This is a genomic window from Leeia sp. (assembly GCF_041909055.1).
Classification (GTDB): domain Bacteria; phylum Pseudomonadota; class Gammaproteobacteria; order Burkholderiales; family Leeiaceae; genus Leeia; species Leeia aquatica.
Genome location: NZ_JAYREC010000004.1, coordinates 238,255 through 262,466, shown reverse-complemented (window position 1 = coordinate 262,466; position 24,212 = coordinate 238,255). Strand labels below are relative to the sequence as shown.

At 62.2% G+C, this 24,212-nt stretch carries 21 protein-coding genes; 8 read left to right on the top strand and 13 right to left on the bottom strand.

Annotated elements, in window-relative coordinates; translation table 11 throughout:
* Positions 1-67: 67 nt before the first annotated feature.
* Positions 68-2,086, top strand: a complete 2,019-nt coding sequence (uvrB, locus tag ACE3O2_RS12080; RefSeq protein ID WP_168877227.1) for an excinuclease ABC subunit UvrB — start codon at positions 68-70, stop codon at positions 2,084-2,086.
* Between the two features lie 8 nt (positions 2,087-2,094).
* Here uvrB and ACE3O2_RS12075 read toward each other — a convergent pair whose 3' ends face one another.
* The 4 genes from ACE3O2_RS12075 to ACE3O2_RS12060 form a co-directional block, all read right to left on the bottom strand.
* Positions 2,095-2,961: a hypothetical protein gene (locus tag ACE3O2_RS12075; protein ID WP_374337813.1), complete on the bottom strand. Its 867-nt coding sequence runs from the start codon at positions 2,959-2,961 to the stop codon at positions 2,095-2,097.
* A 53-nt stretch (positions 2,962-3,014) separates the two neighbouring features.
* Positions 3,015-3,794 carry a DUF2063 domain-containing protein gene (locus ACE3O2_RS12070; RefSeq protein ID WP_374337811.1) on the bottom strand — a complete coding sequence of 260 codons (780 nt, stop codon included), beginning with the start codon at positions 3,792-3,794 and terminating at the stop codon, positions 3,015-3,017.
* The gene (locus ACE3O2_RS12065) at positions 3,791-4,645 is read right to left on the bottom strand and encodes a DUF692 domain-containing protein (RefSeq protein WP_374337809.1); all 855 of its coding nucleotides are present in this window, start codon (positions 4,643-4,645) and stop codon (positions 3,791-3,793) included. The genes ACE3O2_RS12070 and ACE3O2_RS12065 overlap by 4 nt, the downstream gene beginning before the upstream one ends.
* Before the next feature lie 67 nt (positions 4,646-4,712).
* Positions 4,713-4,973, bottom strand: coding sequence for a hypothetical protein (locus tag ACE3O2_RS12060; RefSeq protein ID WP_374337807.1), 261 nt, complete (start codon positions 4,971-4,973; stop codon positions 4,713-4,715).
* A 341-nt stretch (positions 4,974-5,314) separates the two neighbouring features.
* Between ACE3O2_RS12060 and ACE3O2_RS12055 the strand changes: the two genes are divergently transcribed.
* Genes ACE3O2_RS12055 through ACE3O2_RS12045 form a run of 3 tightly spaced genes read left to right on the top strand, consistent with a single transcriptional unit; the run spans position 5,315 to position 7,060 of the window.
* On the top strand, positions 5,315-5,815 hold the full coding sequence (locus ACE3O2_RS12055) for a DUF1993 family protein (protein ID WP_374337805.1): 501 nt from the start codon (positions 5,315-5,317) through the stop codon (positions 5,813-5,815).
* Positions 5,812-6,153 carry a translation initiation factor Sui1 gene (locus tag ACE3O2_RS12050; protein WP_374337802.1) on the top strand — a complete coding sequence of 114 codons (342 nt, stop codon included), beginning with the start codon at positions 5,812-5,814 and terminating at the stop codon, positions 6,151-6,153. Before ACE3O2_RS12055 ends, ACE3O2_RS12050 begins: the two co-directional genes overlap by 4 nt.
* Before the next feature lie 4 nt (positions 6,154-6,157).
* Positions 6,158-7,060 (top strand): neutral zinc metallopeptidase, encoded by a 903-nt coding sequence (locus tag ACE3O2_RS12045; RefSeq protein ID WP_374337800.1) that lies wholly within the window; start codon positions 6,158-6,160, stop codon positions 7,058-7,060.
* 1 nt (position 7,061) lies between these two features.
* On the opposite strand, the gene mltG is transcribed toward ACE3O2_RS12045, so the two are convergent.
* The 4 genes from mltG to ACE3O2_RS12025 form a co-directional block, all read right to left on the bottom strand.
* On the bottom strand, positions 7,062-8,045 hold the full coding sequence (mltG, locus tag ACE3O2_RS12040; RefSeq protein ID WP_374337798.1) for an endolytic transglycosylase MltG: 984 nt from the start codon (positions 8,043-8,045) through the stop codon (positions 7,062-7,064).
* Complete coding sequence (locus tag ACE3O2_RS12035; RefSeq protein ID WP_374337796.1) at positions 8,042-10,615, bottom strand: [protein-PII] uridylyltransferase; 2,574 nt, start codon at positions 10,613-10,615, stop codon at positions 8,042-8,044. The genes mltG and ACE3O2_RS12035 overlap by 4 nt, the downstream gene beginning before the upstream one ends.
* A 3-nt stretch (positions 10,616-10,618) precedes the next feature.
* A complete protein-coding gene (gene map, locus ACE3O2_RS12030) occupies positions 10,619-11,428 on the bottom strand; it encodes a type I methionyl aminopeptidase (RefSeq protein WP_374337794.1) in 810 nt (269 codons plus the stop codon).
* Positions 11,429-11,519: 91 nt separating this feature from the next.
* Positions 11,520-12,923, bottom strand: a complete 1,404-nt coding sequence (locus tag ACE3O2_RS12025; RefSeq protein WP_374337792.1) for a PLP-dependent aminotransferase family protein — start codon at positions 12,921-12,923, stop codon at positions 11,520-11,522.
* A 127-nt stretch (positions 12,924-13,050) separates the two neighbouring features.
* On the opposite strand from ACE3O2_RS12025, the gene ACE3O2_RS12020 reads away from it, so the two are divergent.
* From ACE3O2_RS12020 to ACE3O2_RS12010, 3 genes are all read left to right on the top strand, one after another.
* Complete coding sequence (locus tag ACE3O2_RS12020; RefSeq protein ID WP_374337790.1) at positions 13,051-14,388, top strand: aspartate aminotransferase family protein; 1,338 nt, start codon at positions 13,051-13,053, stop codon at positions 14,386-14,388.
* Positions 14,389-14,421: 33 nt separating this feature from the next.
* On the top strand, positions 14,422-15,915 hold the full coding sequence (locus ACE3O2_RS12015; RefSeq protein WP_374337788.1) for a CoA-acylating methylmalonate-semialdehyde dehydrogenase: 1,494 nt from the start codon (positions 14,422-14,424) through the stop codon (positions 15,913-15,915).
* Positions 15,916-15,984: 69 nt separating this feature from the next.
* Positions 15,985-17,049: a P1 family peptidase gene (locus ACE3O2_RS12010; RefSeq protein WP_374337786.1), complete on the top strand. Its 1,065-nt coding sequence runs from the start codon at positions 15,985-15,987 to the stop codon at positions 17,047-17,049.
* Between the two features lie 47 nt (positions 17,050-17,096).
* Here ACE3O2_RS12010 and aspS read toward each other — a convergent pair whose 3' ends face one another.
* From aspS to edd, 5 genes are all read right to left on the bottom strand, one after another.
* Positions 17,097-18,878 carry an aspartate--tRNA ligase gene (gene aspS, locus ACE3O2_RS12005; RefSeq protein ID WP_374337784.1) on the bottom strand — a complete coding sequence of 594 codons (1,782 nt, stop codon included), beginning with the start codon at positions 18,876-18,878 and terminating at the stop codon, positions 17,097-17,099.
* 57 nt (positions 18,879-18,935) lie between these two features.
* Entirely contained in the window at positions 18,936-19,625 is a 690-nt protein-coding gene (locus ACE3O2_RS12000) for a DUF502 domain-containing protein (RefSeq protein WP_374337782.1), read from the bottom strand.
* Positions 19,610-19,906, bottom strand: coding sequence for an FmdB family zinc ribbon protein (locus ACE3O2_RS11995; protein WP_374337780.1), 297 nt, complete (start codon positions 19,904-19,906; stop codon positions 19,610-19,612). The genes ACE3O2_RS12000 and ACE3O2_RS11995 overlap by 16 nt, the downstream gene beginning before the upstream one ends.
* Positions 19,907-20,007: 101 nt before the next feature.
* On the bottom strand, positions 20,008-20,640 hold the full coding sequence (locus ACE3O2_RS11990; protein ID WP_374338101.1) for a bifunctional 4-hydroxy-2-oxoglutarate aldolase/2-dehydro-3-deoxy-phosphogluconate aldolase: 633 nt from the start codon (positions 20,638-20,640) through the stop codon (positions 20,008-20,010).
* A 31-nt stretch (positions 20,641-20,671) separates the two neighbouring features.
* Positions 20,672-22,477, bottom strand: coding sequence for a phosphogluconate dehydratase (gene edd, locus ACE3O2_RS11985; protein ID WP_374337778.1), 1,806 nt, complete (start codon positions 22,475-22,477; stop codon positions 20,672-20,674).
* Positions 22,478-22,747: 270 nt separating this feature from the next.
* Here edd and zwf point away from each other — a divergent pair, with 270 nt between their 5' ends.
* On the top strand, positions 22,748-24,211 hold the full coding sequence (gene zwf, locus ACE3O2_RS11980; protein WP_374337776.1) for a glucose-6-phosphate dehydrogenase: 1,464 nt from the start codon (positions 22,748-22,750) through the stop codon (positions 24,209-24,211).
* The last annotated feature ends 1 nt before the right edge of the window (position 24,212 follow it).

Genomic DNA, 24,212 nt, shown 5'->3' with positions numbered 1-24,212 from the left:
ATTTGTAAAGTCAGGATGTTGCCTGCTGACACCGGTTGTCAGCAGGGCAGGGTATACTCAGCACACTATGGCTGAAATCATCACGTATCCTGACTCTCCGTTTCGACTGCACCAGCCGTTTCCGCCGGCGGGTGACCAGCCCGAGGCGATCCGGCAACTGGTCGAAGGCATTGACGACGGCCTGGCGTTTCAGACCCTGTGGGGGGTGACCGGCTCCGGCAAGACCTACACCATGGCCAATGTGATTGCTCGCACCGGGCGCCCGGCCCTGGTGATGGCGCCGAACAAAACCCTGGCCGCCCAGCTCTACGCTGAGTTCCGCGAGTTCTTTCCGGAAAATGCGGTGGAGTATTTCGTCAGTTACTACGACTACTACCAGCCGGAAGCCTACGTCCCGAGCCGCGACCTGTTCATCGAGAAAGACTCGGCGATCAACGAGCATATCGAGCAGATGCGCCTGTCGGCCACCAAATCCATGCTGCAGCGGCCAGACTGCATTGTGGTGGCCTCGGTGTCTTGCATCTACGGTATCGGTGACCGCGAGGAATATCACCAGATGATTCTGCACGTCAAAGAAGGCGAGCGGATCAAGCAACGTGACATGATTGCCCGCCTGATTGCCATGCAGTACGAACGCAATGACATTGAGTTCAAGCGTGGCGTGTTCCGGGTGCGCGGCGACGTGCTGGATGTGTTCCCGGCGGAAAGTGCGGACTTGGCAGTCCGCATTTCGATGTTCGATGATGAAGTGGAAACCCTGCAATTGTTCGACCCGCTGACCGGGCATGTGCAGAAGCGGGTGTCCCGCTACACCGTGTTCCCCGGCAGCCATTACGTCACCCCGCGCGATACCGTGTTGCGAGCGGCGGAGGACATCAAGGCCGAGCTGAAAGACCGGCTGGAATTCTTTTACGCCAATGGCAAGCTGGTGGAAGCGCAGCGGCTGGAGCAGCGCACCCGCTTTGATCTGGAAATGCTGTACGAGATGGGTTTCTGCAAGGGCATCGAAAACTACTCCCGGCATTTGTCGGGCCGGGCAGCTGGTGAACCACCGCCGACCCTGATCGACTATCTGCCCCGTCATGCCTTGATGTTCCTTGATGAGTCGCATGTGATGATCGGGCAGATTGGCGGCATGAGCCGGGGCGACAAGGCGCGTAAGGAAAATCTGGTGGAGTATGGTTTCCGCTTGCCCAGCGCGCTGGACAACCGGCCACTGACTTTTCCAGAGTTCGAGCGGGTGATGCGGCAGACGGTATTTGTCTCCGCTACGCCTGCAGACTACGAAAAGGAACACCAGGCGCAGGTGGTGGAGCAAGTGGTGCGCCCCACCGGGCTGGTGGACCCGGAGGTGGAAATTCGTCCGGTCCTGACCCAGGTGGATGATTTGCTGTCCGAAATCACCAAACGGGTGGCGGTGCAGGAACGGGTACTGGTGACCACGCTGACCAAGCGTATGGCGGAAGACCTGACCGATTACCTGAGTGAGCACGGCATCAAGGTCCGCTATCTGCACAGCGACATCGAGACCGTGGAGCGGGTAGAGATCCTGCGCGACTTGCGGGTGGGGGTGTTTGACGTGCTGGTGGGGATCAACCTGCTGCGAGAGGGGCTGGATTTGCCGGAAGTGTCGCTGGTTGCCATTCTGGACGCCGACAAGGAAGGCTTCCTGCGCAGCGAGCGCTCGCTGATCCAGACCATTGGTCGTGCCGCCCGTCACATCCACGGCAAGGCCATCCTCTACGCCGACAAGATGACCGACTCCATGCGTCGCGCCATTGATCTGACCACCGCCCGCCGCACCCGGCAACTGGCCTTCAATGAGGCCAACGGCATCACGCCGCTGACCGTGACCAAGCGCATCAAGGACATCATCGACGGGGTGTATGACGAAGCTGCCGCGCGCCGTCTGGCTGAGGCCGAGCAGACTCAGCTGGCCGAGATGGACGAGAAAACGCTGGCGCGTGAAATCAAGCGGCTGGAAAAAGAGATGCTGGCCGCTGCCAAGGACCTCGACTTCGAGCGCGCCGCCCAACTGCGCGATCAGCTCAAGGGATTGCGCAGCAAGGTGTTTGGGGCGGAATAGGCGTCAGGCTACAGCTCGGGTGTGGCGGCATACAGCCAGGTGGTACTCACTACCAGCAAGAGCGCTTGCAGGCTGAATGGCAACAGGTTGCGCGCCCACAGGCTGCGGCGACGCCAGTAAAAGGCCAGCAGGATGATCAGCATCAGCCCGGCGGACAGCAGTAGTGCGGGCCACGGCCCGGCTGCCGGTTGCAGCAGGGTGCTGCCGTCTGGCTGGCTCAGCCGCTGTATCGGCGTCTGGTATACCCCATGCTGGATGAACAGGGCATAGCCGCCGATCAGCAGACTGCCCAACAGCAAATGGCTGGCCCAGGTTCCAGTGGGGGCGAGTCCCGGCTGATGGCGTGCTTGCAGCCAGTGTCCCCACAGCAGCTGCAGGATCACCAGTGGGGCCGCAAAGTGTGCCGCAGGCTGGCTCAGGTACATCGGGTCATGATAGCGGGCGTAGAGGAAGGCACCCTCAGTGATGGGGGGCATGTCCAGAAAGTTGAGTGCTACCGGCAACAGGGTCACCCCGCTGGCCAGGATGAACAGACCCACCGGCTGGGGTTGCAGTGGGTGACGGCGCAAGGCCCAGAGCAGCAAGCCTGCTGCGGGCACTTCTAGCATGGGTTGTGACAGCGCAAAGCTGACCCCATGCAGCGCGAGGCCGACCAACCCCCACAGCACCGAACGGGTGTCCAGCTGGACTGGACGCAGCAGGCCAAACAGCAGGCAACTGGCGGAGGGCAGCAGCAGGCCCCAGCCCAGCCAGCTGCTCAGGTCCATGGCCATTGGCCCGCCCATGTCGATCGGCGTGGTCAGCAGCATGGCGCTGAACGCCGTCAACAGCGTGCCGATCAAGCCCAGAATGATCCAACCCCACCAACGTTTCATGCCATCAGGATAGACATTGCCAGCAGGTGCAAGCAAGGCAGGGCTGTGAGTCTTTATTCCGCCCACGGCAGCAGCAGGCCATCCTGCAACCACTGCTGCAGGCATTGCGCCAGCACGGTGGCGAGTTGCCCATCGGCGTGCTGCTGCATCAGCCCATCTGCCAGTTGGCTGAAACTGGCCGGCTGCGACTGCAGGTGCTGCAGCAAGCCTGCTTCGAGCGGTTCCAGGTGGCGGAAGCGGCTTTGGCTGTCTTGTCGCCACACCACGCAGTACCCCGCTATCGCCTCGGGCTCGCCGACTTGCTCCGGGTCTTGCTGCAGCTGGTGCCAGAGTGGGCCAACGGCATACTGTACGGCGATCAAGCGCAGGGAAGGGACCAGTGCCAGCGGCTGTTCTGTCCAGGTCAGGCTAGGCAAGGCCTGGACGGCTTCGAGCGTGAGGGTTGCGTGATCCGGTGCATCAAATGCCGTATTCAACGCCCACTCCAGCCGGGCCAGGTCGCTCATGGCCGGGTGCCCCTCAAAACCACCCTGCAGCAGGAAGTCGGCCAGTTCAGACCCATACCAGCGGATGGAGTAATGTACCGGGGGATGCGCGGCCAGATAGGCAGCATGTAGTTCGGACCAATGGGCATCGCCCAGCAGGCGGTACAGCATGGGGTAGTTGTCCTGCAGCGCAGCGGCCAACCGGGCGCGATAGGCATGGCGGTACACCCCGATCCGCCGCTCGGCAGCAATGCCTGCGGTTGCCGGAATCCAGCTCGCGTGCGGGGCGTCTGCTGCGGCAATGGCTGCCAGCATGCTGTGCTGTCGTTGCAGCAGCGAGGTGCTCATGCCGCCACCTTCAGGCTGGATGCCTGATGGTCACGCGCGAGCTGTAATTCCTGCACCAGTATGTCCAGATCCGGCAGATCATCGTCCCGTTCCAGCAGGGTGGACACCGGGCCAAAGCGCCGCACCGCTGAGCGGTACAGTTGCCAGACCGGGTCGGGCACTGCGTGGTCGTGGGTGTCAATCAGCAGGTCAGGGCTGGTTTCATGTCCGGCAACGTGAAACTGCTGTACCCTGCGCGCTGGAAGACCAGCCAGGTAAGCCTCGGGATCAAACCCGTGGTTGACGCTGCTGACGTAGACATTGTTCACGTCCAGCAGCAGCAGACAGTCTGCGGCTTCCGCGATGGCGCTGATGAACTCCCACTCGCGCATCTCGTCTTCTTCAAACTGCAGGTAGCTGGACACGTTTTCCAGCAGAATGCGCTGGCCAAGCACATCCTGCACTTGCCGAACCCGGCTCACCACATGGCGGACGGCTTCTTCGGTAAAGGGCAGGGGCAGCAGGTCATGTACCTGGGCACCGTGTGCGCCCGTCCAGCACAGGTGGTCCGAGATCCAGGCCGGTTTGGCGCGATGGGCCAGCGCTTTCAGGTCGCGCAGGTAGTTCAGGTCCAGCGGGTCGGTACTGCCAATGGAGAGGGACACCCCGTGCATCACCACTGGCCAGCGCTCGCGTATCCGGTCCAGAAAGTAGAGCGGGCGGCCGCCCGGGATCATATAGTTCTCACTGATGATCTCGAACCAGTCTATCTCGGCGCCTAGCGGGCTTTGCTCGTCGAGGATGGCCGCATAGTGTGGCGGGCGCAGACCCAGTCCAAAACCCAGCGGGGCGTGCAGCAAGGGAGAGGTCATGATGATCGGTATCCTGTATGGGCTGGCCCCCGACGTCGGAGCCAGCCTGGCGAAATGGACCGCTGTATTACTGGCCCAGTACCTTGCCACCCAGCTTCATGCACTCAGCCTTGCTCTTGGACAGCCAGCCATGCCCTTTGCAGCTGTTTTGGCCCTTGCATTCATTGCTGGCGGTCTTGCACTCGGACGTGCCCTTGCAGGAGTTGATGCCGGCGCATTGCACCTTGGCATCGGCAGCCTGTGCAGCGGTACTCAGGGTGGCGCCACCCAGCAGTGCAGCGGCGGCCAACGCGAGGGACAGACCAGAAGCAGCGATTCGTTTGGACATGGTGAGTTTCCTTTCAGGTGAGTCGAATCAAGTCGCACATGGTGCGTTTAGAACCTGTTCAGGGTCTTGCGAGCAAGGGTGAGACAAGGCGAAAACAGCTGAGGAAGCGGAGTTTACTGGGTGTAAATGAGCATTCCGAAGTTGTTTTCAACGCCGTATCGCCGTTGCGCAGCAGACCATGGGCAGGTTCTTGCAAGGGGCAAGATGCCGCCCTGATACCTTGGTCGATACCCTGCCGGTTTTCTTACAAGCCCTGCGCAGCATTGGGGGCTATGGCACAATGAAGTTGTTCACGGTGTGGTGCGCCACGCCACCTTTACCCCAGATTCAGGAGCCACAGCATGTCCCTGTCCATGTATCAAGCCAGCGCCCCGGTCTTTCAGCGCATGTTGCGCAATCTGAAAACGCTACTGCAGAAGGCCGAAGCCCATGCCGAGGCACGCAAGTTTGACGCGGCCAATCTGCTCAGCTTCCGCCTGTATCCGGACATGTTTCCTTTGACCCGGCAGGTACAAATCGCCACGGACGCCGCCAAGGGCGCGATGGCCCGGCTGGCCGGGGTGGATATCCCGTCGTGGGAGGATGTGGAAACCACCCTGCCCGAGCTGATCGCGCGGGTCGACAAGGCCTTGGCCTACGTTGAGTCCTTACGTCCTGAGCAAATCGACGGCAGCGAAGACAAGGCGGTTACGGTGCAGCTGCGCAGTGGCCCTGTGCACTTTACCGGGCAGGATTACCTGCTCACCTTTGCCTTGCCGAACCTGTTCTTCCATGTCACCACCGCCTACAACATCCTGCGCCACAATGGGGTGGAGATCGGCAAGCGGGATTATCTGGGATGAGCGGTCTGGTGTACTCGACTGAGCTGGGGCGTACCTGCCCGGCCTGCCGTCAGGCCGTGGCGCAATGCATCTGCAGTGCGGCGGCACGCCCGGTTGGCGATGGCGTGGTGCGACTGCGGGTGGAGCGCAAAGGTCGGGGTGGCAAGCAGGTGACGGTGGTCAGTGGCATTCCCTTGCAGGATGCGGCCTTGCAGCCGCTGGCCAAACAGTGGCGGCAGGCCTGTGGCAGTGGTGGCACGGTCAAGGATGGGGTGGTGGAAATCCAGGGCGACCATGCTGAGCGGCTGCTACCCTTGTTGCAAGCGCAGGGTTGGACGGTAAAACGGACAGGCGGGTGAGGCGATGCGTTGGGACGATTTGCGCCGCAGTGATAATGTGGAAGACCGCAGGGGCGACAGCAGCTGGGGTGGTGGTGGCTCCGGTGGGGGTTTCAGCGGCTTTGGGGGCTTCCGGCTCAGTGGCACCGGCCTGATCATTCTGGTGGTGGTCAGCCTGATCCTGGGCAAGAATCCGCTAACTTTGCTGAACATGCTCAATGGTCACGGCTCGGGCTCTCGCTATAGCCAACAGCAGCAGCAACGTCCCGCTGCACCACCGCCACAGAGCGACCGTTCCGCGCAGTTTGTGCGCGCCATCCTTGGCAATACCGAGGATTTCTGGGGCAAGTGGTTCCAGCAACGCGGCCAGACATACCCGCAGCCCCGTCTGGTGCTGTTTCGCGGCAGCGTGCAGTCGGCCTGTGGTCGTGCCAGTTCTGCGGTAGGGCCGTTCTATTGCTCGGGCGACCAGAAGGTGTTCATCGACCTGTCGTTCTTTGATGAACTGCACCAGCGCTTTGGCGCGCCGGGCGACTTTGCTCAAGCTTATGTGATAGCCCATGAAGTCGGCCACCATGTGCAGAATGTGATCGGGGTGACCCGGCAAGTGGTGCAGCAAGGCGAGGGACTGTCCGAACGGGAACGCAATGCGCTCTCGGTGCGGCAGGAGCTGCAGGCCGACTGCTTTGCTGGAGTCTGGGGGCATTACGCCCAGCAGCAAGGCTTGCTGGATGGCGGCGATCTGGGCGAGGCGCTGACGGCGGCCAACGCCATTGGTGACGATACCCTGCAGCAGGAGGCGCAAGGCCATGTGACGCCAGATGCGTTTACCCACGGCACCGCCAAGCAGCGCAAGCGCTGGTTCAGCATCGGCTTTGAGCGGGGTGATCCGGAGCGCTGCGATACCTTCTCAGCCACCCGCCTGTAGCTTACTTCTGGTACTGGTTGACCGCCCGGTTGTGCTCTGCCAGGGTTTCCGAGAATACCGAGCTGCCGTCGCCGCGTGCCACAAAGTACAGGGCTTTGCTCTTGGCCGGGTGCAATGCGGCGTGCAATGAAGCCAGCCCTGCCAAGGCAATCGGCGTCGGCGGCAATCCGGCACGGGTATAGGAATTGTACGGCGTGTCCTGTTGCAGCTGGGCCTTGGTCAGGTTGCCATTGAAGCTCGGACCTATGCCGTAGATCACGCTGGGGTCGGTTTGCAGGCGCATGCCCAGCCGCAGCCGGTTGACGAAGACAGCGGCAATCATGCTGCGGTCACTGGCCAGCCCGGTTTCTTTTTCGACGATGGAGGCCATGATCAAGGCCTCGTAAGGGGTACGGTAGGGCAGGTCCGGCGCACGTTGCGCCCATTCCTCCTGCAGCTTCTGCGTCATGCGCTGTGCACTGCGCTTGAGCAGCGCGCTGACTGTGCCACCACGGGCCATATGGTAGGTATCCGGGAAGAACAGGCCTTCCGCATGGGCCTGCTCTAGCCCCAATGCATTCCCCAGCTCAGCGGTGTCCACCGCAGGCAGGTCCTGCTTCACATCCGGGTTGGCGGCCAGCGCATCGCGTACCTGCTGCACGGTCCAGCCTTCGATCAGGGTGAGCGGGATTTCGGCGGTTTCCCCCTTGTTGAACTGCTCCAGCAGTTGCAGGGGGCTGCTGGCGGGGTCGATCTGATAAATGCCCGCCTTCAGGCTGCCCGCCCGCCCGCTGAGGCGGGCGACCAGTGTAAAACGCCAGCGGTCGGGCAGCAGGCCTTGCTCGGTCAGCTGGCGGCTGATGCTGGCGAGGCCGCTGCCGCTGTTGACGGTAAAGGTCTGCTTGGCGCCTGGCTCACCCAAGGGCGCGTGGGCGAACCAGTACAGGTGGGCGGCGGCGGCACCCAGCAGCAGCAGAAACAGCACGGACACAATGAAGCGCTTCATGCGCGGAGTACCTCCAGCAGCTCACCTTCCAGCGTGAGCAGGGTTTTACTGTCGGACAAGGCCGGGCCAGCAATCAAAAAGGTGTCTTCCACCCGTTCACCCAGCGTGGCTATGCGGGCACCATAGACACTGACCCGATAGCTGGCCAGCAGCGCGGCCACCCGCGACAGCAGGCCGGGGCGATCTCCGGCGATCAGGGTCATCACATGGTAGTTACCGCGATCGTCCGGACGGATATGGACCTGGGGTTCGATCGGAAAGTGCCGCAATGCCCGGCTGACCCGACCGGCCGCTGGCGGCCGCAATGGGGTCTGTTCCTGCAGGGTTTTATCAAGATCGTACTCCAGCAGGCTGATCAGGTCGCGGTAATGCTCGCTGGCCTCCATCGGGGGTAGCACGCGGAAGGTATCCAGCGCATAGCCGTGGCGGGTGGTAAAAATCTTGGCGTTGACGATATTGAAGCGGCTGCGCTCGAACTGGGCGCACAGGCGGGCAAACAGGTCGGGCTGGTCCGGCAGGTACACCAGCACCTGCAAGCCCTCGCCACTGTTGTCCAGCCGCGCCTTGATCACCGGGGCCTGCGTGTCCGCGCGGAAGAACAGGCTGCGGGCATGCCAGGCGATCTCTTGCGCATCGTGGCGCAGGAAGTAGACGGTATCCAGCTGCTGCCACAGCTGTTTGACCCGGTTTTCGTCGATGGCATATAGCCGCACCAGCGCCAGGGCTTCGTCCTGTCGCTCGGCCACGTAGTCCGGGCTGTCATCGTGCTGGCCCAGCCGGCGACGGGTGGAGAGGAACAGGTCCTCCAGCAGCTTGGCCTTCCAGCCATTCCACACCTTGGGACTGGTGCCGCGAATATCGGCGACGGTCAGCAGATACAGCGCCACCAGCCGCCGTTCGTTCTCGACCAGCACGGCGAAAGCCTGCACCACTTCCGGGTCGGTAATATCCTGCTTTTGTGCAATCTGCGACAGGGTCAGGTGGTGCTCGACCAGCCAGGCCACCAGCTCTGCATCGTCGTCCGACACACCATGCTGGCGGGCAAAGCGAAGCGCATCCACCTTGCCCAGCTGCGAGTGATCGCCGCCACGCCCTTTGGCAATATCGTGAAACAAACCGGCCAGATACAGCACTTCCGGGCGCTCGAAATCCAGCATCAGGCGGCTGCACAGCGGGTATTCATGGTTGAAGTCCGCAATCGCAAAGCGGCGCAGGTTACGGACCACCATCAGGATGTGTTCATCCACGGTGTAGACGTGGAACAGGTCGTGCTGCATCTGGCCGACGATACGGCCAAACGCCGGAATATAGCGGCCCAGAATACCCAGCTGGTTCATCTGGCGCAGCACGGTGGTCTGGCCGCGGGGCGCGCGCAGGATGGCCATGAATTGTTCACGGCAGGCGGGATCACGCCGATAATCCTGATTGATACGGCCACGGGCATGCCACAGCGCCCGCAGCAGGCTGCTGGACATGCCTTGCAGTTCCGGGTGCTGCTGCAGCAACAAGAAGGCTTCCAGAATGGCTGCCGGTTCGCGCTGCATCACCTCCGGGTCGCGCAGCGACAATTGCCCGGCAGATACGGTGAAGCGGGCATTGAGCGGGATACTCTCCACCAGCATGGGAGCGTCCAGCCGGCTTTTCAGATTTTGCAACACCATCTGGTTGATCTGCCGCACCGTACGGGCCGCACGGTAATAGGCCTGCATCAGCTGCTCGGACGCGCGACGGCGCGGGTGATCCTGCAGCTTAAAGCGCTTGGCGAGGGTGCCTTGCAAGTCAAACACCAGACGGTCTTCACGCCGATTGGCCGCCAGGTGCAGGGCAATGCGGATGGCTTGCAGCACCCGCTCTGCCCGTTTCAGCTGGCGGGCCTCCAGTGCAGACAACAGGTCCTGCCGTACCAGATCGTCCCAGTTGTCACCCAGGCCACAGGCGTGGGCAATCCAGATCAGCACATGCAGGTCACGCAAGCCACCGGGGCTTTCCTTGACGTTGGGCTCCAGATTGTTGGCGACGCCAAAGTAGCGGGCGTGCCGTTGCTGTTGCTCCAGCGTCTTGGCTTCAAAGAAAGCTTTGGGATCAAAGGTGGCATTCTGGATGGTGCGGAAACGCTGAAACAGGGCGGTGTCGCCACACAGCAGGCGCGCCTCGGACATGCTGGTTTGTACCGTGATGTCCGCCGCCGCTTCTTCGACGCTATTTTCCAGATTGCGCACGCTGTGGCCGACATCGAGCCCGATATCCCACAGCAAGTGAATGAACTGCTCAATGCGCGTTTGCTCGGCATCTTGCAGCAGGCCGGGCGTAAGGATCAGCAGGTCGATGTCGGAGTAGGGGTAGAGCTGGCCCCGGCCATAGCCGCCAACGGCCATCAGCAGGGTGTCCGGCGCAAAGCCGCTGCGCTGCCATAGCGTTTTCAGCACGGCGTCAATCAGCTGGCGATATTGGCCCAGCAACGCTTCCGGGTGATCAAGGCTGGCATGGACCGTGGCCAGCGCCGCGCGGGACTGCTTCAGGTAGTCCCGTAGCGCGGCGGTGTCATCGGGCAGGTCCGGCAGCACCGGCATGCATCAGGCCTGAATGAAGGCGGGCGGCTGTGGTGAACCGGCGGACAGGGTCAGTACCTCGTAGCCGCTGTCGGTCACCAGAATGGTGTGTTCCCACTGGGCGGACAGGCTGTGGTCCTTGGTCACCACCGTCCAGCCGTCGCTGCTCAGCGGCGGTTTGACGTGACGACGACCCGCATTGATCATCGGCTCGATGGTGAAGATCATGCCCGGCTTCAGGCGCACGCCGGTACCGGGGCGGCCGTAATGCACCACCTGCGGCTCTTCATGAAAGCGGCGGCCAATGCCGTGCCCGCAGTATTCCTGCACAATCGAGAAGCCCGCGCCTTCGGCATGCTTCTGGATGGCATGCCCGATATCCCCCAGCGTGGCATCCGGTTTGACTTGCTGGATGCCCAGCCACATGCACTCATAGGTGATGCTGCACAGGCGCTTGGCCAGCACCGACGCGTCACCGATGATGAACATGCGGCTGTTGTCACCGTGGTAGCCATCCTTGATCACGGTGATGTCGATATTGATGATGTCACCGTTTTTCAGCACCCGGGTGCCAGGCACACCGTGGCAAACCTGATGGTTCACCGAGGTGCAGATCGAGGCCGGGTAGGGTACATGGCCGGGCGGGGTGTAGTTCAGCGTGGCCGGGATGGTGCCCTGTACGTTCACCATATAGTCATGGCACAGGCGGTCCAGCTCACCCGTGGTGACCCCTGCCTTGACAAAGGGGGTGATGTAATCCAGCACTTCCGAGCCCAGGCGGCCCGCAATGCGCATTTTTTCGATGTCTTCGGCAGTATGCAGTGTAATGCTCATGATGGTGGCAGCACGGGCGAAACCGGGCTGACTTCTGCGTGAAATTAAAGGTTCATTTTAACAGAGAAGCATTCCCCGTGCTGCGCGGTCATCAGGTGGCGACAAAGTCATGTCGCTGCATGCTGTCCAGAAAGGCAAACAGCCGGTCATTGTCACAATAGGCCACATTGAAGCGCAGCCAGCTGGAGTGCGACTGGTCGGGCCGGAACAGGTAGCCGGGGGCCAACAGGATGTCCTGCGCTGCTGCCTGTTGCGACAAGGTCAGTGGGTCCAGCCCGACAGGCGCTTGCGCCCACAGAAACATGCCGGCACCGGGCTCGAAGAACAGGGTGAAGCCTGCCATGTCCAGCCGCCGCGCCGTACGCTGCTGCGCGCGTGCCAGACGGTCGCGCAACTGCTCCAGATGCTTGCGGTGGTGGCCTTCGGTGAGGATATGCCACACCAGTTGCTCATTGAGCTGCGGGGTGGCCATGCCCGACACCATCTTGTGATAGACCAGTTCGTCGATCAAGGCCGCATCGGCGGCGACGAAACCCACTCGCAAGCCAGGGGCAATGGTCTTGGAAAAACTGCCGATGTGGATGACCCGCTGCAACTGGTCCATGCCGGCCAGCGTTGGTGCTGCTGAACCCAGCAAACCGTGGCTGACATTGTCCTCCACCAGCATGAAGCCGTGCTGCTGCGCCAGTTGCAGCACGCGGTAGGCGGTGGCCGCGTTGTAACTGGCGCCGGTGGGGTTGTGCAGCTGAGTGTGGGTGAAGTAGAGCTTGGGCTGGTGCTGTTGCAACAGGGTGGCCAGGGCATCCACATCCGGCCCGGTCGGCGTCATCGGCACACCAACCAGTTGCAGGCCACGCAGGCGCAGTGCCGAGAGCAGATTGCTGTAGCCAGGATCATCCACCAGTACCGTGTCACCGGGTTGGGTTAGCCGTCGTGCCACCAGATCAAGCGCCTGGCTGGCACCCAGCGTCAGCAGGATCTGGCCAGGGTCGGCCTGGATGTCTTGCTCGGCCAGCAGGCGCACCACCCGCTCCCGCAAGGCAGCATGTCCCTTGGGGTGGCCATAACGCAGCAAATCATCCGGCTGGCGTGCGGCATGGCGCAAGGCTTTCTGCAGCGCCTCGCCGTCATGCCAGCTGTCTGGCAGCCAGCCACAACCGGCGTGGATGCCGCGGTCGCTGTTCTCGAATACATCGCGCAGCAGCCAATAGCTGTCCACCGCTTTCTCGGTCAGGCGCGGGCGTTGTTCAGGACCGGGCTGGGCCAGCTCACAGACAAAGAAACCTGAACCGCGCCGCGCCTGCAGGTAGCCTTGTGCGGCCAGCCGGTCGTAGGCTTCGACCACGGTGAAGGTAGACACACCATGCTGGCTGGCAAACTGGCGGATGGAAGGAGCTTTGCTGCCAGGCCGCAATGTGCGGGACTGGATCTGCGCACGCAATAACTGCACGATCTGCTCAACCAGAGTATCACTGCTGCGCTTGTTCATGACCATGTTGGCCTCGCTGTTGAGGTATTTTTTCCTGCACAGTCAGTGCGGCTGTGGTGGAAACTGTGCATGTAACTGTATTGGTAATCCCAGTACAGTGGCAAGCATCTTAGCGACCTGCCAAGGAAAAACCATGTCCCTGCAATGGAACGATGCCCCGCTGAACCTGGAACCCTACTGGATGCCGTTCACCGCCAACCGCCAGTTCAAGGCTGCGCCGCGCTTGTTGGTATCGGCACAGGGCATGCACTTTACCGATATCGACGGTCGGCAGATCCTCGATGGCACCGCAGGGCTGTGGTGCGTCAACGCGGGCCATAACCGCAAGCCGATTACCGAGGCCATCCAGCGCCAGGCGGGTACGCTGGACTATGCGCCGCCTTTCCAGATGGGGCATCCGGAAGCATTTGTTGCCGCTGAAAAGCTGGTGCAGATGGCCCCGAAGGGCCTGACCCGTGCTTTCTTTACCAACTCCGGCTCTGAATCGGCGGATACCGCACTGAAGATGGCACTGGCGTTCCACCGCATGCGCGGCGATGTGCATCGCGTGAAATTGCTGGGCCGCGAGCGGGGCTACCATGGTGTCAACTTCGGCGGGATTGCCGTAGGCGGCATTGCCGGCAACCGCAAGCTGTTTGGCACCGGGCTGGCAGGGGTGGATCACATCGGCCATACCCATGACCCGGCACGCAATGCCTTTTCGCAAGGCGAACCGGAGCACGGCGGGGTGGAGATGGCCAATGCGGTGGAAGCCCGCATGCTGGCGCTGCATGACCCCTCGACGGTGGCCGCCATCATTGTGGAGCCGGTCGCGGGCTCTACCGGGGTGCTGGTGCCGCCCAAGGGCTATCTGAAACGCCTGCGCGAGATTTGTGACAAGCACGGCATCCTGCTGATTTTTGATGAAGTGATTACCGGCTTTGGTCGTCTGGGCCGTGCCTGGGCGGCAGATCGCTTCGAGGTGACGCCGGACATCGTGACCTGTGCCAAGGGCCTCAGCAATGGCGCGGTGCCGATGGGCGCGGTACTGGTCAAGGAAAACATCTATCAAGGCTTTATGGAAGCGGCCGCCGCTGGAGCGATTGAGTTCCCGCACGGCTACACCTACTCCGGCCACCCGCTGGCCGCCGCCGCGGCCAGCGCCACGCTTGACCTGTACCGTGAGGATGGCCTGTTCGAGCGTGCCGCTGCACTGGAGCACTACTGGCAAGAGGCAGCCCACAGCCTGCGGGGTCTGCCGCATGTGAAGGACGTGCGCAATCTGGGTCTGGTGGCGGGCATTGAGCTGGAGTCGATCCCCGGGCAAGTGGGCAAGCGTGCCTTCAGTGCCTTTCTGCAAGCCTTTGAGCAAGGTGTGCTGATCCGGGTCACCGGCGACATCATTGCCCTGTCGCCGCCGCTGATCATCGAGAAGGCGCACATCGATCAGTTGTTCGGCACCCTGCAGCAGATTCTGGGCCGCCTTGAGTAAACCTGTAGCGACGGATTTCTGAAAGAGACAAACATGGGCATCATTGCACACTACATCAATGGCCAGCGCGTTGACGGTCGCGGCCAGCGCAAGAGCGACGTGTTCAACCCGGCCTGGGGCGAGGTCATCCACCAGGTGGCCTTGGCCGACGTGGAAGACGTCAACGCCGCCGTGGCGGCTGCGCACGCCGCCTTCCCGGCCTGGGCCGCCACCAGCCCGCTACGACGCGCCCGCGTGATGTTCAAGTTCAAGGATCTGCTGGAACAGCATCACAAAGCGCTGGCTGAGCTGATCTCGGCAGAGCACGGCAAGGTGGTGTCGGACGCGATGGGCGAAGTGACTCGCGGCCTGGAAGTGGTGGAGTTTGCCTGCGGCATTCCGCAATTGCTCAAGGGTGAGTTCACCGAACAGGTGGGCTCCGGCATTGATGCCTGGACGACCCGCCAGCCGCTGGGGGTGGTAGCCGGGATTACCCCGTTCAACTTCCCGGCCATGGTGCCGATGTGGATGTTCCCGGTGGCGATTGCCTGCGGCAATACCTTTGTGCTCAAGCCCTCCGAGCGTGATCCTTCTGCCGCACTGATGATCGCCGACCTGCTCAAGCAGGCTGGCTTGCCGGATGGCGTGTTCAATGTGGTGCAGGGGGACAAGCTGGCGGTCGATACCCTGCTGACCCACCCGAATGTGCAGGCGGTCAGCTTTGTCGGCTCCACGCCGATTGCCCGCTATATTTACGAAACCGGCGCGCATCACGGCAAGCGGGTGCAGGCGCTGGGAGGTGCCAAGAATCACATGATCGTGATGCCGGATGCCGATCTGGATCAGGCGGTGGACGCGCTGACCGGGGCAGCCTACGGCTCGGCCGGGGAGCGCTGCATGGCCATTTCAGTAGCAGTGGCTGTCGGCGATATCGCCGATGCACTGGTGGCCCGCATGGCCGAGCGCGCACGTACCCTGAAAGTGAATGTGGGGACTGATCCGCACGCCGAAATGGGGCCGCTGGTAACCCGGCAGCATCTGGACAAGGTCAGCGGCTATGTGGCGCAAGGGGTCAGCGAAGGCGCAACCCTGGTGGTGGATGGCCGTGGGCTGCGGGTGCCGGGGCATGAAAACGGCTTCTTCCTCGGCGGTTGCCTGTTTGACCATGTCACCCCGGAGATGACCATTTACCGCGAAGAAATCTTCGGGCCGGTGCTGTGTGTGGTGCGGGTGCCGGATTTTGAATCGGCGGTGAAGCTGATCAACGAACATCAATATGGCAACGGCACCTCGATCTTTACCCGCGATGGCGATGCCGCACGTGAGTTTGCCCACCGTATCCAGGTGGGCATGATCGGCATCAATGTGCCGATTCCGGTGCCGATGGCCTTCCACAGCTTTGGTGGCTGGAAAGCCTCGCTGTTTGGTGACCACCACATGCACGGTCCGGAAGGGGTACGCTTCTATACCCGCATGAAGGCGATCACCAGCCGCTGGCCGGCCGGTATTCGCGCCGGGGCAGAGTTTGTGATGCCGACCATGAAGTAAGCTGCACGGATGCTGCACTCAGAATGGGCCGGGCTATCCGGCCCATTTTTGCTGGAAGGAGGATGGAACATGACAAGCAAACCACGCGCCCGCGAGCTGGGCATCCCGTTTTCCGGCCAGCCCGGACGCTGGAACGCCATTACCGATGTGGCGGGGGTGGAGGTGGGGCACACCACCTTGATCGAAGGGGCATCGACCCGTACCGGCGTGACGGCCATCTTGCCTTGTGGGCGACAAGCGGGCGGGGCTTCGGTACCCGCTGCGGTGTTTTCGCTGAACGGTAATGGCGAGCTGACCGGCTCGCACTGGATTGAAGAATCCGGCTTCATGGCCGGGCCGGTGATGTTGACCAATACCCATTCGGTTGGCGTGGTGCGGGATGCTGTCGCCGCCTGGCTGGATAAGGTGACACCACCCGAAGAAGGGCAGGGTTTCCACTTGCCGGTGGTGGGGGAAACCTACGATGGGGTGCTGAACGACATTTCGGCTCAGGCGGTTCGTGCCGAGCACGCGGTGGCTGCGCTGGAGCAGGCGTGTACAGGGCCGGTGGCAGAAGGCAATGTCGGCGGCGGGACCGGCATGATCACCCATCGCTTCAAGGGCGGGATCGGTACCGCCAGCCGGATGCTGGAGGTGGCGGGCACGGTCGGCACTCTCGGTGTGCTGGTACAGAGCAATTATGGCGCGCGGGACATGCTGACCATCGCGGGTGTGCCGGTTGGGCAGCATCTGACGGAGCTGATGCCGGAGATTCGGCAACAGCGTGATGGCTCCATCATCATTGTGGTGGCGACGGATCTGCCTTTGCTGCCGCATCAGCTCAAGCGGGTAGCGCGCCGGGCCACCATGGGGCTGGCACGGCTTGGGGGTGCAGCCTTCAACTCCAGTGGCGACATCTTTCTGGCCTTCTCCACCGCTCGGCCAACCCGGCAGGACGGGAAGGAGCAGTGGTCTGCACTGGTCAATGATGTTCTGGACGGGGTATTCCGGGCCACGGTGGAGGCCACGGAAGAGGCGATTGTGAATGCCCTGCTGGCAGCAGAAACCCTGCAAGGCTTTCAGGGCAATGTGGTGCACGCCTTACCGCATGATGAACTGCTGGCGGTGATGCGGCAGTATGGCCGTATCGGCTAGGAGCAAAAAAACAGGCCACCTTGCGGTGGCCTGTTTGCGGTCAGCGTTTAGCTGGCGAGTTGCGGCGGGTTGCGCAGCTTGATGTGCAGGTCGCGCAGTTGCTTCTCGTCCACCGCGTTGGGTGCATTGGTCAGCAGACACTGGGCACGTTGCGTCTTCGGGAAGGCGATCACGTCGCGGATCGACTCGGCACCGGTCATCAGCGTGACCAGACGGTCCAGACCGAAGGCCAGGCCACCGTGCGGCGGTGCGCCGAACTGCAGATTGTCCAGCAGGAAGCCGAACTTGTTCTGAGCGTCTTCCGGGCTGATCTTCAGGGCATCGAACACCTTGCTTTGCACGTCGGCACGGTGGATACGCACCGAGCCACCGCCGATTTCCCAGCCGTTCAGCACCATGTCGTAAGCCTTGGCCAGACACTGTGCCGGGTCCGTCACCATCAGGTCTTCATGGCCGTCTTTCGGCGAGGTGAACGGGTGGTGGCAGGCGGTCCAGCGGTCTTCTTCCTCGTCGTGCTCGAACATCGGGAAGTCCACCACCCACAGCGGTTTCCATTCCTTGCTGGCAAAGCCTTTCTCATGGCCGATCTTGAGGCGCAGCGCGCCGATGGCTTCGTTGACCACCTTGGCCTTGTCGGCACCAAAGAAGATCAGGTCACCATTCTGGGCACCGGTGCGCTCCAGCGTGGCTTTCAGCGCGGCTTCGGTCAGGTTTTTCACGATCGGCGACTGCAGGCCGGTTTCGTTCGGCTGGCTGATGTCGTTGACCTTGATGTAGGCCAGACCCTTGGCACCATAGATACCCACAAACTGGGTGTAGGCGTCGATCTCGGAGCGCGACAGCGAGGCGCCACCCGGAATGCGCAGGCCCACCACGCGGCCCCCGGGCTGGTTGGCGGCACCGGCGAACACCTTGAACGGCACCTCCTTCATCACCTCGGTCAGCTCGGTGAATTCCAGCGGTACACGCAGGTCCGGCTTGTCTGAGCCAAAGCGGAACATGGCTTCCTGATAGGTCATGCGCGGGAAGTCGCCCAGCTCGACGTTGATGGCTTCACGGAACACATGGCGGGCCATGTGCTCGGTAATGTCCATGATCTGGTTTTCGTTCAGGAACGAGGTTTCCAGGTCGATCTGGGTGAATTCCGGCTGGCGGTCGGCGCGCAGGTCTTCGTCGCGGAAGCACTTGGTGATCTGGTAGTAACGGTCAAAACCGGCCACCATCAGCAATTGCTTGAACAGCTGCGGGCTTTGCGGCAGGGCGAAGAACTGGCCATCGTGCACCCGGCTCGGCACCAGATAGTCGCGCGCACCTTCCGGGGTGCTGCGGGTCAGCATCGGCGTTTCCACGTCGATGAAGCCTTGCGCGTCCAGATAGTTGCGGATCAGCATCGCTACGCGGTAGCGCAGGCGCAGGTTCTTTTGCATTGCCGGACGGCGCAGGTCCAGCACGCGGTAGGTGAGGCGGGTGTTTTCCGACAGGTTGTCGTCGTCCATCAGGAACGGCGGCGTGACCGACGGGTTCAGCACTTCAATGCTGTGGGCCAGCACTTCGATCTCACCCGAGGTCAGGTTGGTGTTGACCGTCCCTTCCGGGCGGCGGCGCACCTTGCCGGTGATCTTGAGCACAAACTCATTGCGCACGCTGTCCGCCGTGGTGAAGGTGGCGGCATTGTCCGGATCACACACCACTTGCACCAGACCTTCGCGGTCACGCAGGTCGATGAAAATCACGCCACCGTGGTCACGGCGACGATGAGCCCAGCCATAGAGGGTAACGGTTTGGTCCAGATAGCGGGTATCGACCAGACCGCAATAATCGGTACGCATGTCGTGCTGTTCTTTCTTTGTACGATGTCTTGTTGGGTAGTGCCGTCAGGCGGGCGCTTAGCGCTGGCCGGACCGCTCCACCATGTCTTTGGGGGGAACCACCCCCATGGAGATGACGTATTTTAACGCCTCATCGACACTCATCTCCAATTCCCGTACGTCTTCCACCGGCATCATCAGGAAAAAGCCAGAGGTCGGGTTGGGCGTCGTCGGTACATAGACGCCTACCATCTGGCCCGGCAGTAACTCGGCCACTTCGCCGCTGGGGGTGCCCGTCTGGAAGGCAATGGTCCAGCTGCCTTCCCGGGGGTACTGCACCAGCAAGGCCTTGCGAAAGGCCTGACCATTGCTGGAGAACAGGGTGTCGGATACCTGCTTGACACTGCTGTAAATGGATTTCACCACCGGAATGCTGTTCAGCATGTGTTCCCACAGCCGCAGCAATTGCCGACCCAGCATGTTGCTGACCGTGACACCGGTCAGGATCAGCACCAGCAAGGTGATGATGACCCCTAAGCCCGGCGCGTGAAAGTCCGCAGGGCTGGCCGGTAGCCAGCTGACCGGCACGACGTGTGACAGCAGCTTGTACAGCAGGGTATTGGGTTGCCAGTCCAGCGGCAGTTTGCTGAACTGGCCATCCAGCGTTCCCACCACCAGGTTAAGTACCCACAGCGTGATGACCAGCGGTACCCAGATCAGCAGGCCGGTCAGCAGATAGCGCCGCAGGGTGGCTAGTGGCAGGCGCATCCACCACCTCCGCAGGCTGCGCCACTGTCGCTGGCAGCGGCGCTGCTCTCAGATGTGCTGCTACTGGTTGTGGTACTGCTGGCGGTACTGCTGCTGCCACCGCCACGGAAGTCGGTGGCGTACCAGCCGGACCCCTTGAGCTGGAAACCAGCAGCGGTCAGCTGTTTGGCAAAGGTGGCCTTGCCGCACTGGGGGCAATCGGTCAACGGAGCATCGGACATTTTCTGCAGCACATCTTTCTGATGGCCGCAGCTGTCACAGCGGTAGGCATAAATCGGCATGCGGGTTCACCCTGAATCTGGCGAAAGTTAAACACAAACCTGTGATTATACCGGAGTTTTGTGACCTGTGCCGTCTCCCCGATGGTAAGCGGGGGGCGTGTTCAGCCGCGCAGTGCAGCGGCTTCCTGGGCCAGGCGGGTGATCTCGGCCCAGTCGCCTGCGGCCACCGCGGTTTTCGGCGTCAGCCAGGAGCCGCCAATGCACACCACATTCGGCAGGCGCAGGAAATCCGGCGCGGTTTGCAGCGAGATGCCGCCGGTCGGGCAGAAGCGCAGCTCGGGGAAGGGGCCGCGAATGGCGTCCAGCACCTTGACACCGCCCGCCGGAACCGCCGGGAAGAATTTTTGTACGGTAAAGCCCGCCTCCAGTGCTACCAGTGCTTCGCTCGGGGTCATCACGCCGGGCAGGAAGGGCAGGCCGCTGGCCTGGATGGCTTGCAGCAGGCGCGGGCTGCTGCCGGGGCTGACGCCAAAGGCCGCACCGGCAGCGATGGCGGCATCCAGCTGTTGCGGGGTGGTAATGGTGCCTGCACCCAGGATGGCTTCGGGTACTTCGGCCTTGATCGTGCGAATGGCATCCAGTGCTGCAGGGGTGCGCAAGGTGACTTCCAGCGTGCGGATGCCACCGGCTACCAGCGCGCGCGCCAGCGGCACGGCAGTCGCCACGTCATCCACCACGATGACGGGCATCACGGTGGTGGCGGCAATAATCTGGTCGAGGGTCATGTTGTCGATTCCTTGTGTCGGTGCAGCGATCTGCTGCGCCTTAATCCGAAAAGGCAAAGGTCATGGCGCCGGATTCGGCGTCGCTGGCGTGCTGGCGCATGCCGGTAAACAGCTCGCGACCAAAGCCATACGTGGTGTCGGTGTGGGGCGTGGGCACGTCGCGCTGCGCCCACTCGGCGGCATCCACTTCCGCATGCACGGTGCCTGCTTCAGCGTCCAGCACGATCAGGTCGCCGTCCCTCACCTTGCCCAGTGGGCCACCGCTGAGGACCTCCGGCGTCATGTGGATGGCGGCAGGCACCTTGCCGCTGGCGCCGGACATGCGGCCATCGGTCACCAGGGCCACCTTGAAACCGCGTTCCTGCAGCACAGCCAGGGTCGGCGTCAGCTTGTGCAGCTCGGGCATGCCATTGGCGCGAGGGCCCTGGAAGCGGATGACGGCAACAAAGTCACGCTCCAGTTCGCCGCGTTTGAAGGCAGCCAGCAAGGCGTCCTGATGGTCAAACAGGATGGCCGGCGCGCGCACCACCCGATGTTCTGCGGCGACCGCCGAGACTTTGATCACGGCACGGCCCAGGTTGCCACTGAGCAGACGCAGGCCACCATCGGCGCTGAACGGGCTGCTGGCGGGTGCCAGCACGCTGGCGTCACCGCTTGCGAGCGGGACATCACGCCAGGCCAGCTGACCGTTGTCCAGCCACGGTTCGCGGGTGTAATCGCGCAGGCTGTTGCCCACCACCGTCTGCACCTGCTCGTGCAGCAGGCCCGCGTCCAGCAGCTCACGGATCAGGAAGGCCATGCCGCCCGCAGCGTGGAAGTGGTTCACATCGGCCTTGCCGTTCGGGTACACGCGGGCCAGTAAGGGCACCACGGCGGAAAGATCGTTGAAATCGTCCCAGTTGATCTGGATGCCGGCGGCACGTGCCATCGCCACCAGGTGGATGGTGTGGTTGGTGGAGCCGCCGGTGGCGAGCAGACCGACCAGGCCATTCACGATGCTGCGCTCGTTGATGACATCCGCCAGGGTGTGCCCGGCTTCGCTCAGTGCCACGGCACGCTGGGCGGCAGCGCGGGTTAGCGCATCACGCAGCGGGGTGTTCGGGCTGACAAAGGCGGCACCCGGCAAATGCAGGCCCATGATTTCCATCAGCATCTGGTTGCTGTTGGCGGTGCCATAGAAAGTACAGGTACCCGCACCATGGTAGGACGCCATTTCCGATTCCAGCAGCGCGTCGCGGTCTACCTTGCCTTCAGCATACAGCTGACGGATACGGGCTTTCTCGGAATTGCTGATGCCGCTGGCCATCGGGCCTGCCGGGACGAAGACGGCGGGCAGGTGGGCAAAGCGCAGGGCGCCGATCAGCAGGCCCGGCACAATCTTGTCGCATACCCCCAGATACAGCCCGGCGTCAAAGGTCTGGTGCGACAGCGCAATCGCCGTGCTCATGGCAATCACGTCGCGGCTGAACAAAGACAGCTCCATGCCCGGCTGGCCTTGGGTGACGCCGTCGCACATGGCGGGGGTGGCACCGGCAACTTGTGCCGTTGCGCCGACTTCTCGTGCAGCCTGGCGCACCAACTCCGGGTAGTGCTCATAGGGCTGGTGGGCGGACAGCATGTCATTGTAAGAGGTGACAATGCCAAGGTTCGGGCGGCGAGCGGCTTTCAGCACCAGTTTGTCGTTGGCGGGCATCGCTGCGTAGGCGTGCGCGACATTGGTGCAGGAAATGCTGCTGCGGGTGGTGTTGCTGAGGCGAGCAGCCTGCATGCGCTGCAGCCAGGCTGCTCGTGTAGTTTTACTACGCTCAATGATGCGATCGGTGACACGTTGCAGAGTGGCGTGCATGGTTTGGGTAGTTCACTTACGTGTAAGATTGCTACATTTAAGCCCACGCATTCATGAAAGTCAAGCGCGTTCTGATCGGTGGAAAAGCCATGCAGGACAAGGTTTTGCGCTGCGCAATGCGCATGGCTGGACAGCGCAAAATTATGTAAGTAGTATTGCTACACGAATCGACAGTGCCAAACGGCTTGCCGGGTGTAGCAGTGGCGGCAGGGCGGTGGCCACTCAGGCGGCTTCCCGCAGCGGGCCTGAATCAGAGTAAAGGATACCGTAGTGACCCTCACCCAATCCTTCAACATGGTGTTGTTTGGCGGCACCGGCGACCTGGTGCTGCGCAAACTGTTGCCTGCACTCTATCAGTGTCACCGTGCCGGTCAGCTGGCGGCGGGTGGCCGTATTTTCTGCCTCGGGCGCCGTGACTACAGTCAGGCGCAGTACCTGCAGCAGGCCGAAGAGAAGGCGCGCCAGTTCGTGCCGTCTGCAGACTGGTCCGACGAGGTGTGGGCCAGCTATGCCAGTCGGCTGGAATATGTAAAGGTGGATGCCGAGCAGCCTGCAGATTACACCCAACTCAAGGCCGTGCTGGATGCACGGGCGGCGGAAGTCACCGTCTACTATCTGTCGACCAGTCCGGAGCTGTTTACCGGCATTTGCCAGAACCTGGCCGCGCAAGACATGAATGGCCCGCACACCCGGGTGGTGCTGGAAAAGCCATTGGGGCATGACCTGCAGTCCAGCAATGACATCAATCAGGCGGTTGGTCAGTATTTCCAGGAACGGCAGATTTACCGGATCGACCACTATCTGGGCAAGGAATCGGTACAAAACCTGATGGCGCTGCGCTTTGGCAATGCGCTGTTCGACCCGCTGTGGCGCCGTGAGTGGATTCGCGACGTACAGATCACCATCGCCGAAGAAGTCGGTATCGAGAAACGCGGCGGCTTTTACGACCATACTGGTGCGCTGCGTGACATGGTGCAGAACCACCTGTTGCAGCTGCTGTGCTTTGTAGCGATGGAGCCTCCGCACAGCCTGGATTCAGACGCCATCCGTGACGAGAAGCTGAAAGTATTGCGCGCCTTGGTGCCCTACAGCCCGGAAGAGGTCAGCACCCGTACGGTGCGCGGCCAGTACCGCGCAGGCGCGTCGCGCGGTCAGCCAGCGGTCGGCTACTTGCAGGAAGAGGGTGTGCCAGCGGACAGCCGGACGGAAACCTTTGTCGCCTTGCGTTGCGAAGTGGCCAACTGGCGCTGGGCCGGGGTGCCATTCTTCCTGCGCACCGGCAAGCGCATGGCCGACCGTCTGGCCGAAATCGTCATCAATTTCCGTGACGTGCCGCACCAGATTTTTCCGACCAGCATGGGCATGTCTACCCCGAACAAGCTGGTGATCCGCCTGCAGCCGGATGAGCACATGAAGCTGTATTTCCTGGCCAAGGTGCCGGGTGATGCCATGCGCTTGCAGCAGGTGTCGCTGGATCTGGACTTTGGCGAGCAATTCGCCGCACGGCGCGCCGAGGCGTATGAGCGTCTGCTACTGGATGCCATTCGTGGCAACCTGGCGCTGTTTGTGCGTCAGGATGAGCTGGAACAGGCTTGGCGCTGGGTCGAGCCGATCATGACCGCTTGGGAACAGGATGGTAACCCGCCCAAGCCCTATACCGCGGGCACCTGGGGTCCAGCGGCATCGTCCGCCCTGCTGTCGCGGGATGGCCTCGCCTGGCACGAGGAGGTGTGAG

Excerpts from the sequence above, each read along its gene's own strand:
- uvrB (WP_168877227.1), top strand. The coding sequence starts at position 68 with ATGGCTGAAATCATCACGTATCCTGACTCTCCGTTTCGACTGCACCAG.
- ACE3O2_RS12075 (WP_374337813.1), bottom strand. The coding sequence starts at position 2,961 with ATGAAACGTTGGTGGGGTTGGATCATTCTGGGCTTGATCGGCACGCTG.
- ACE3O2_RS12070 (WP_374337811.1), bottom strand. The coding sequence starts at position 3,794 with ATGAGCACCTCGCTGCTGCAACGACAGCACAGCATGCTGGCAGCCATT.
- ACE3O2_RS12065 (WP_374337809.1), bottom strand. The coding sequence starts at position 4,645 with ATGACCTCTCCCTTGCTGCACGCCCCGCTGGGTTTTGGACTGGGTCTG.
- ACE3O2_RS12060 (WP_374337807.1), bottom strand. The coding sequence starts at position 4,973 with ATGTCCAAACGAATCGCTGCTTCTGGTCTGTCCCTCGCGTTGGCCGCC.
- ACE3O2_RS12055 (WP_374337805.1), top strand. The coding sequence starts at position 5,315 with ATGTCCCTGTCCATGTATCAAGCCAGCGCCCCGGTCTTTCAGCGCATG.
- ACE3O2_RS12050 (WP_374337802.1), top strand. The coding sequence starts at position 5,812 with ATGAGCGGTCTGGTGTACTCGACTGAGCTGGGGCGTACCTGCCCGGCC.
- ACE3O2_RS12045 (WP_374337800.1), top strand. The coding sequence starts at position 6,158 with ATGCGTTGGGACGATTTGCGCCGCAGTGATAATGTGGAAGACCGCAGG.
- mltG (WP_374337798.1), bottom strand. The coding sequence starts at position 8,045 with ATGAAGCGCTTCATTGTGTCCGTGCTGTTTCTGCTGCTGCTGGGTGCC.
- ACE3O2_RS12035 (WP_374337796.1), bottom strand. The coding sequence starts at position 10,615 with ATGCCGGTGCTGCCGGACCTGCCCGATGACACCGCCGCGCTACGGGAC.
- map (WP_374337794.1), bottom strand. The coding sequence starts at position 11,428 with ATGAGCATTACACTGCATACTGCCGAAGACATCGAAAAAATGCGCATT.
- ACE3O2_RS12025 (WP_374337792.1), bottom strand. The coding sequence starts at position 12,923 with ATGGTCATGAACAAGCGCAGCAGTGATACTCTGGTTGAGCAGATCGTG.
- ACE3O2_RS12020 (WP_374337790.1), top strand. The coding sequence starts at position 13,051 with ATGTCCCTGCAATGGAACGATGCCCCGCTGAACCTGGAACCCTACTGG.
- ACE3O2_RS12015 (WP_374337788.1), top strand. The coding sequence starts at position 14,422 with ATGGGCATCATTGCACACTACATCAATGGCCAGCGCGTTGACGGTCGC.
- ACE3O2_RS12010 (WP_374337786.1), top strand. The coding sequence starts at position 15,985 with ATGACAAGCAAACCACGCGCCCGCGAGCTGGGCATCCCGTTTTCCGGC.
- aspS (WP_374337784.1), bottom strand. The coding sequence starts at position 18,878 with ATGCGTACCGATTATTGCGGTCTGGTCGATACCCGCTATCTGGACCAA.
- ACE3O2_RS12000 (WP_374337782.1), bottom strand. The coding sequence starts at position 19,625 with ATGCGCCTGCCACTAGCCACCCTGCGGCGCTATCTGCTGACCGGCCTG.
- ACE3O2_RS11995 (WP_374337780.1), bottom strand. The coding sequence starts at position 19,906 with ATGCCGATTTATGCCTACCGCTGTGACAGCTGCGGCCATCAGAAAGAT.
- edd (WP_374337778.1), bottom strand. The coding sequence starts at position 22,477 with ATGCACGCCACTCTGCAACGTGTCACCGATCGCATCATTGAGCGTAGT.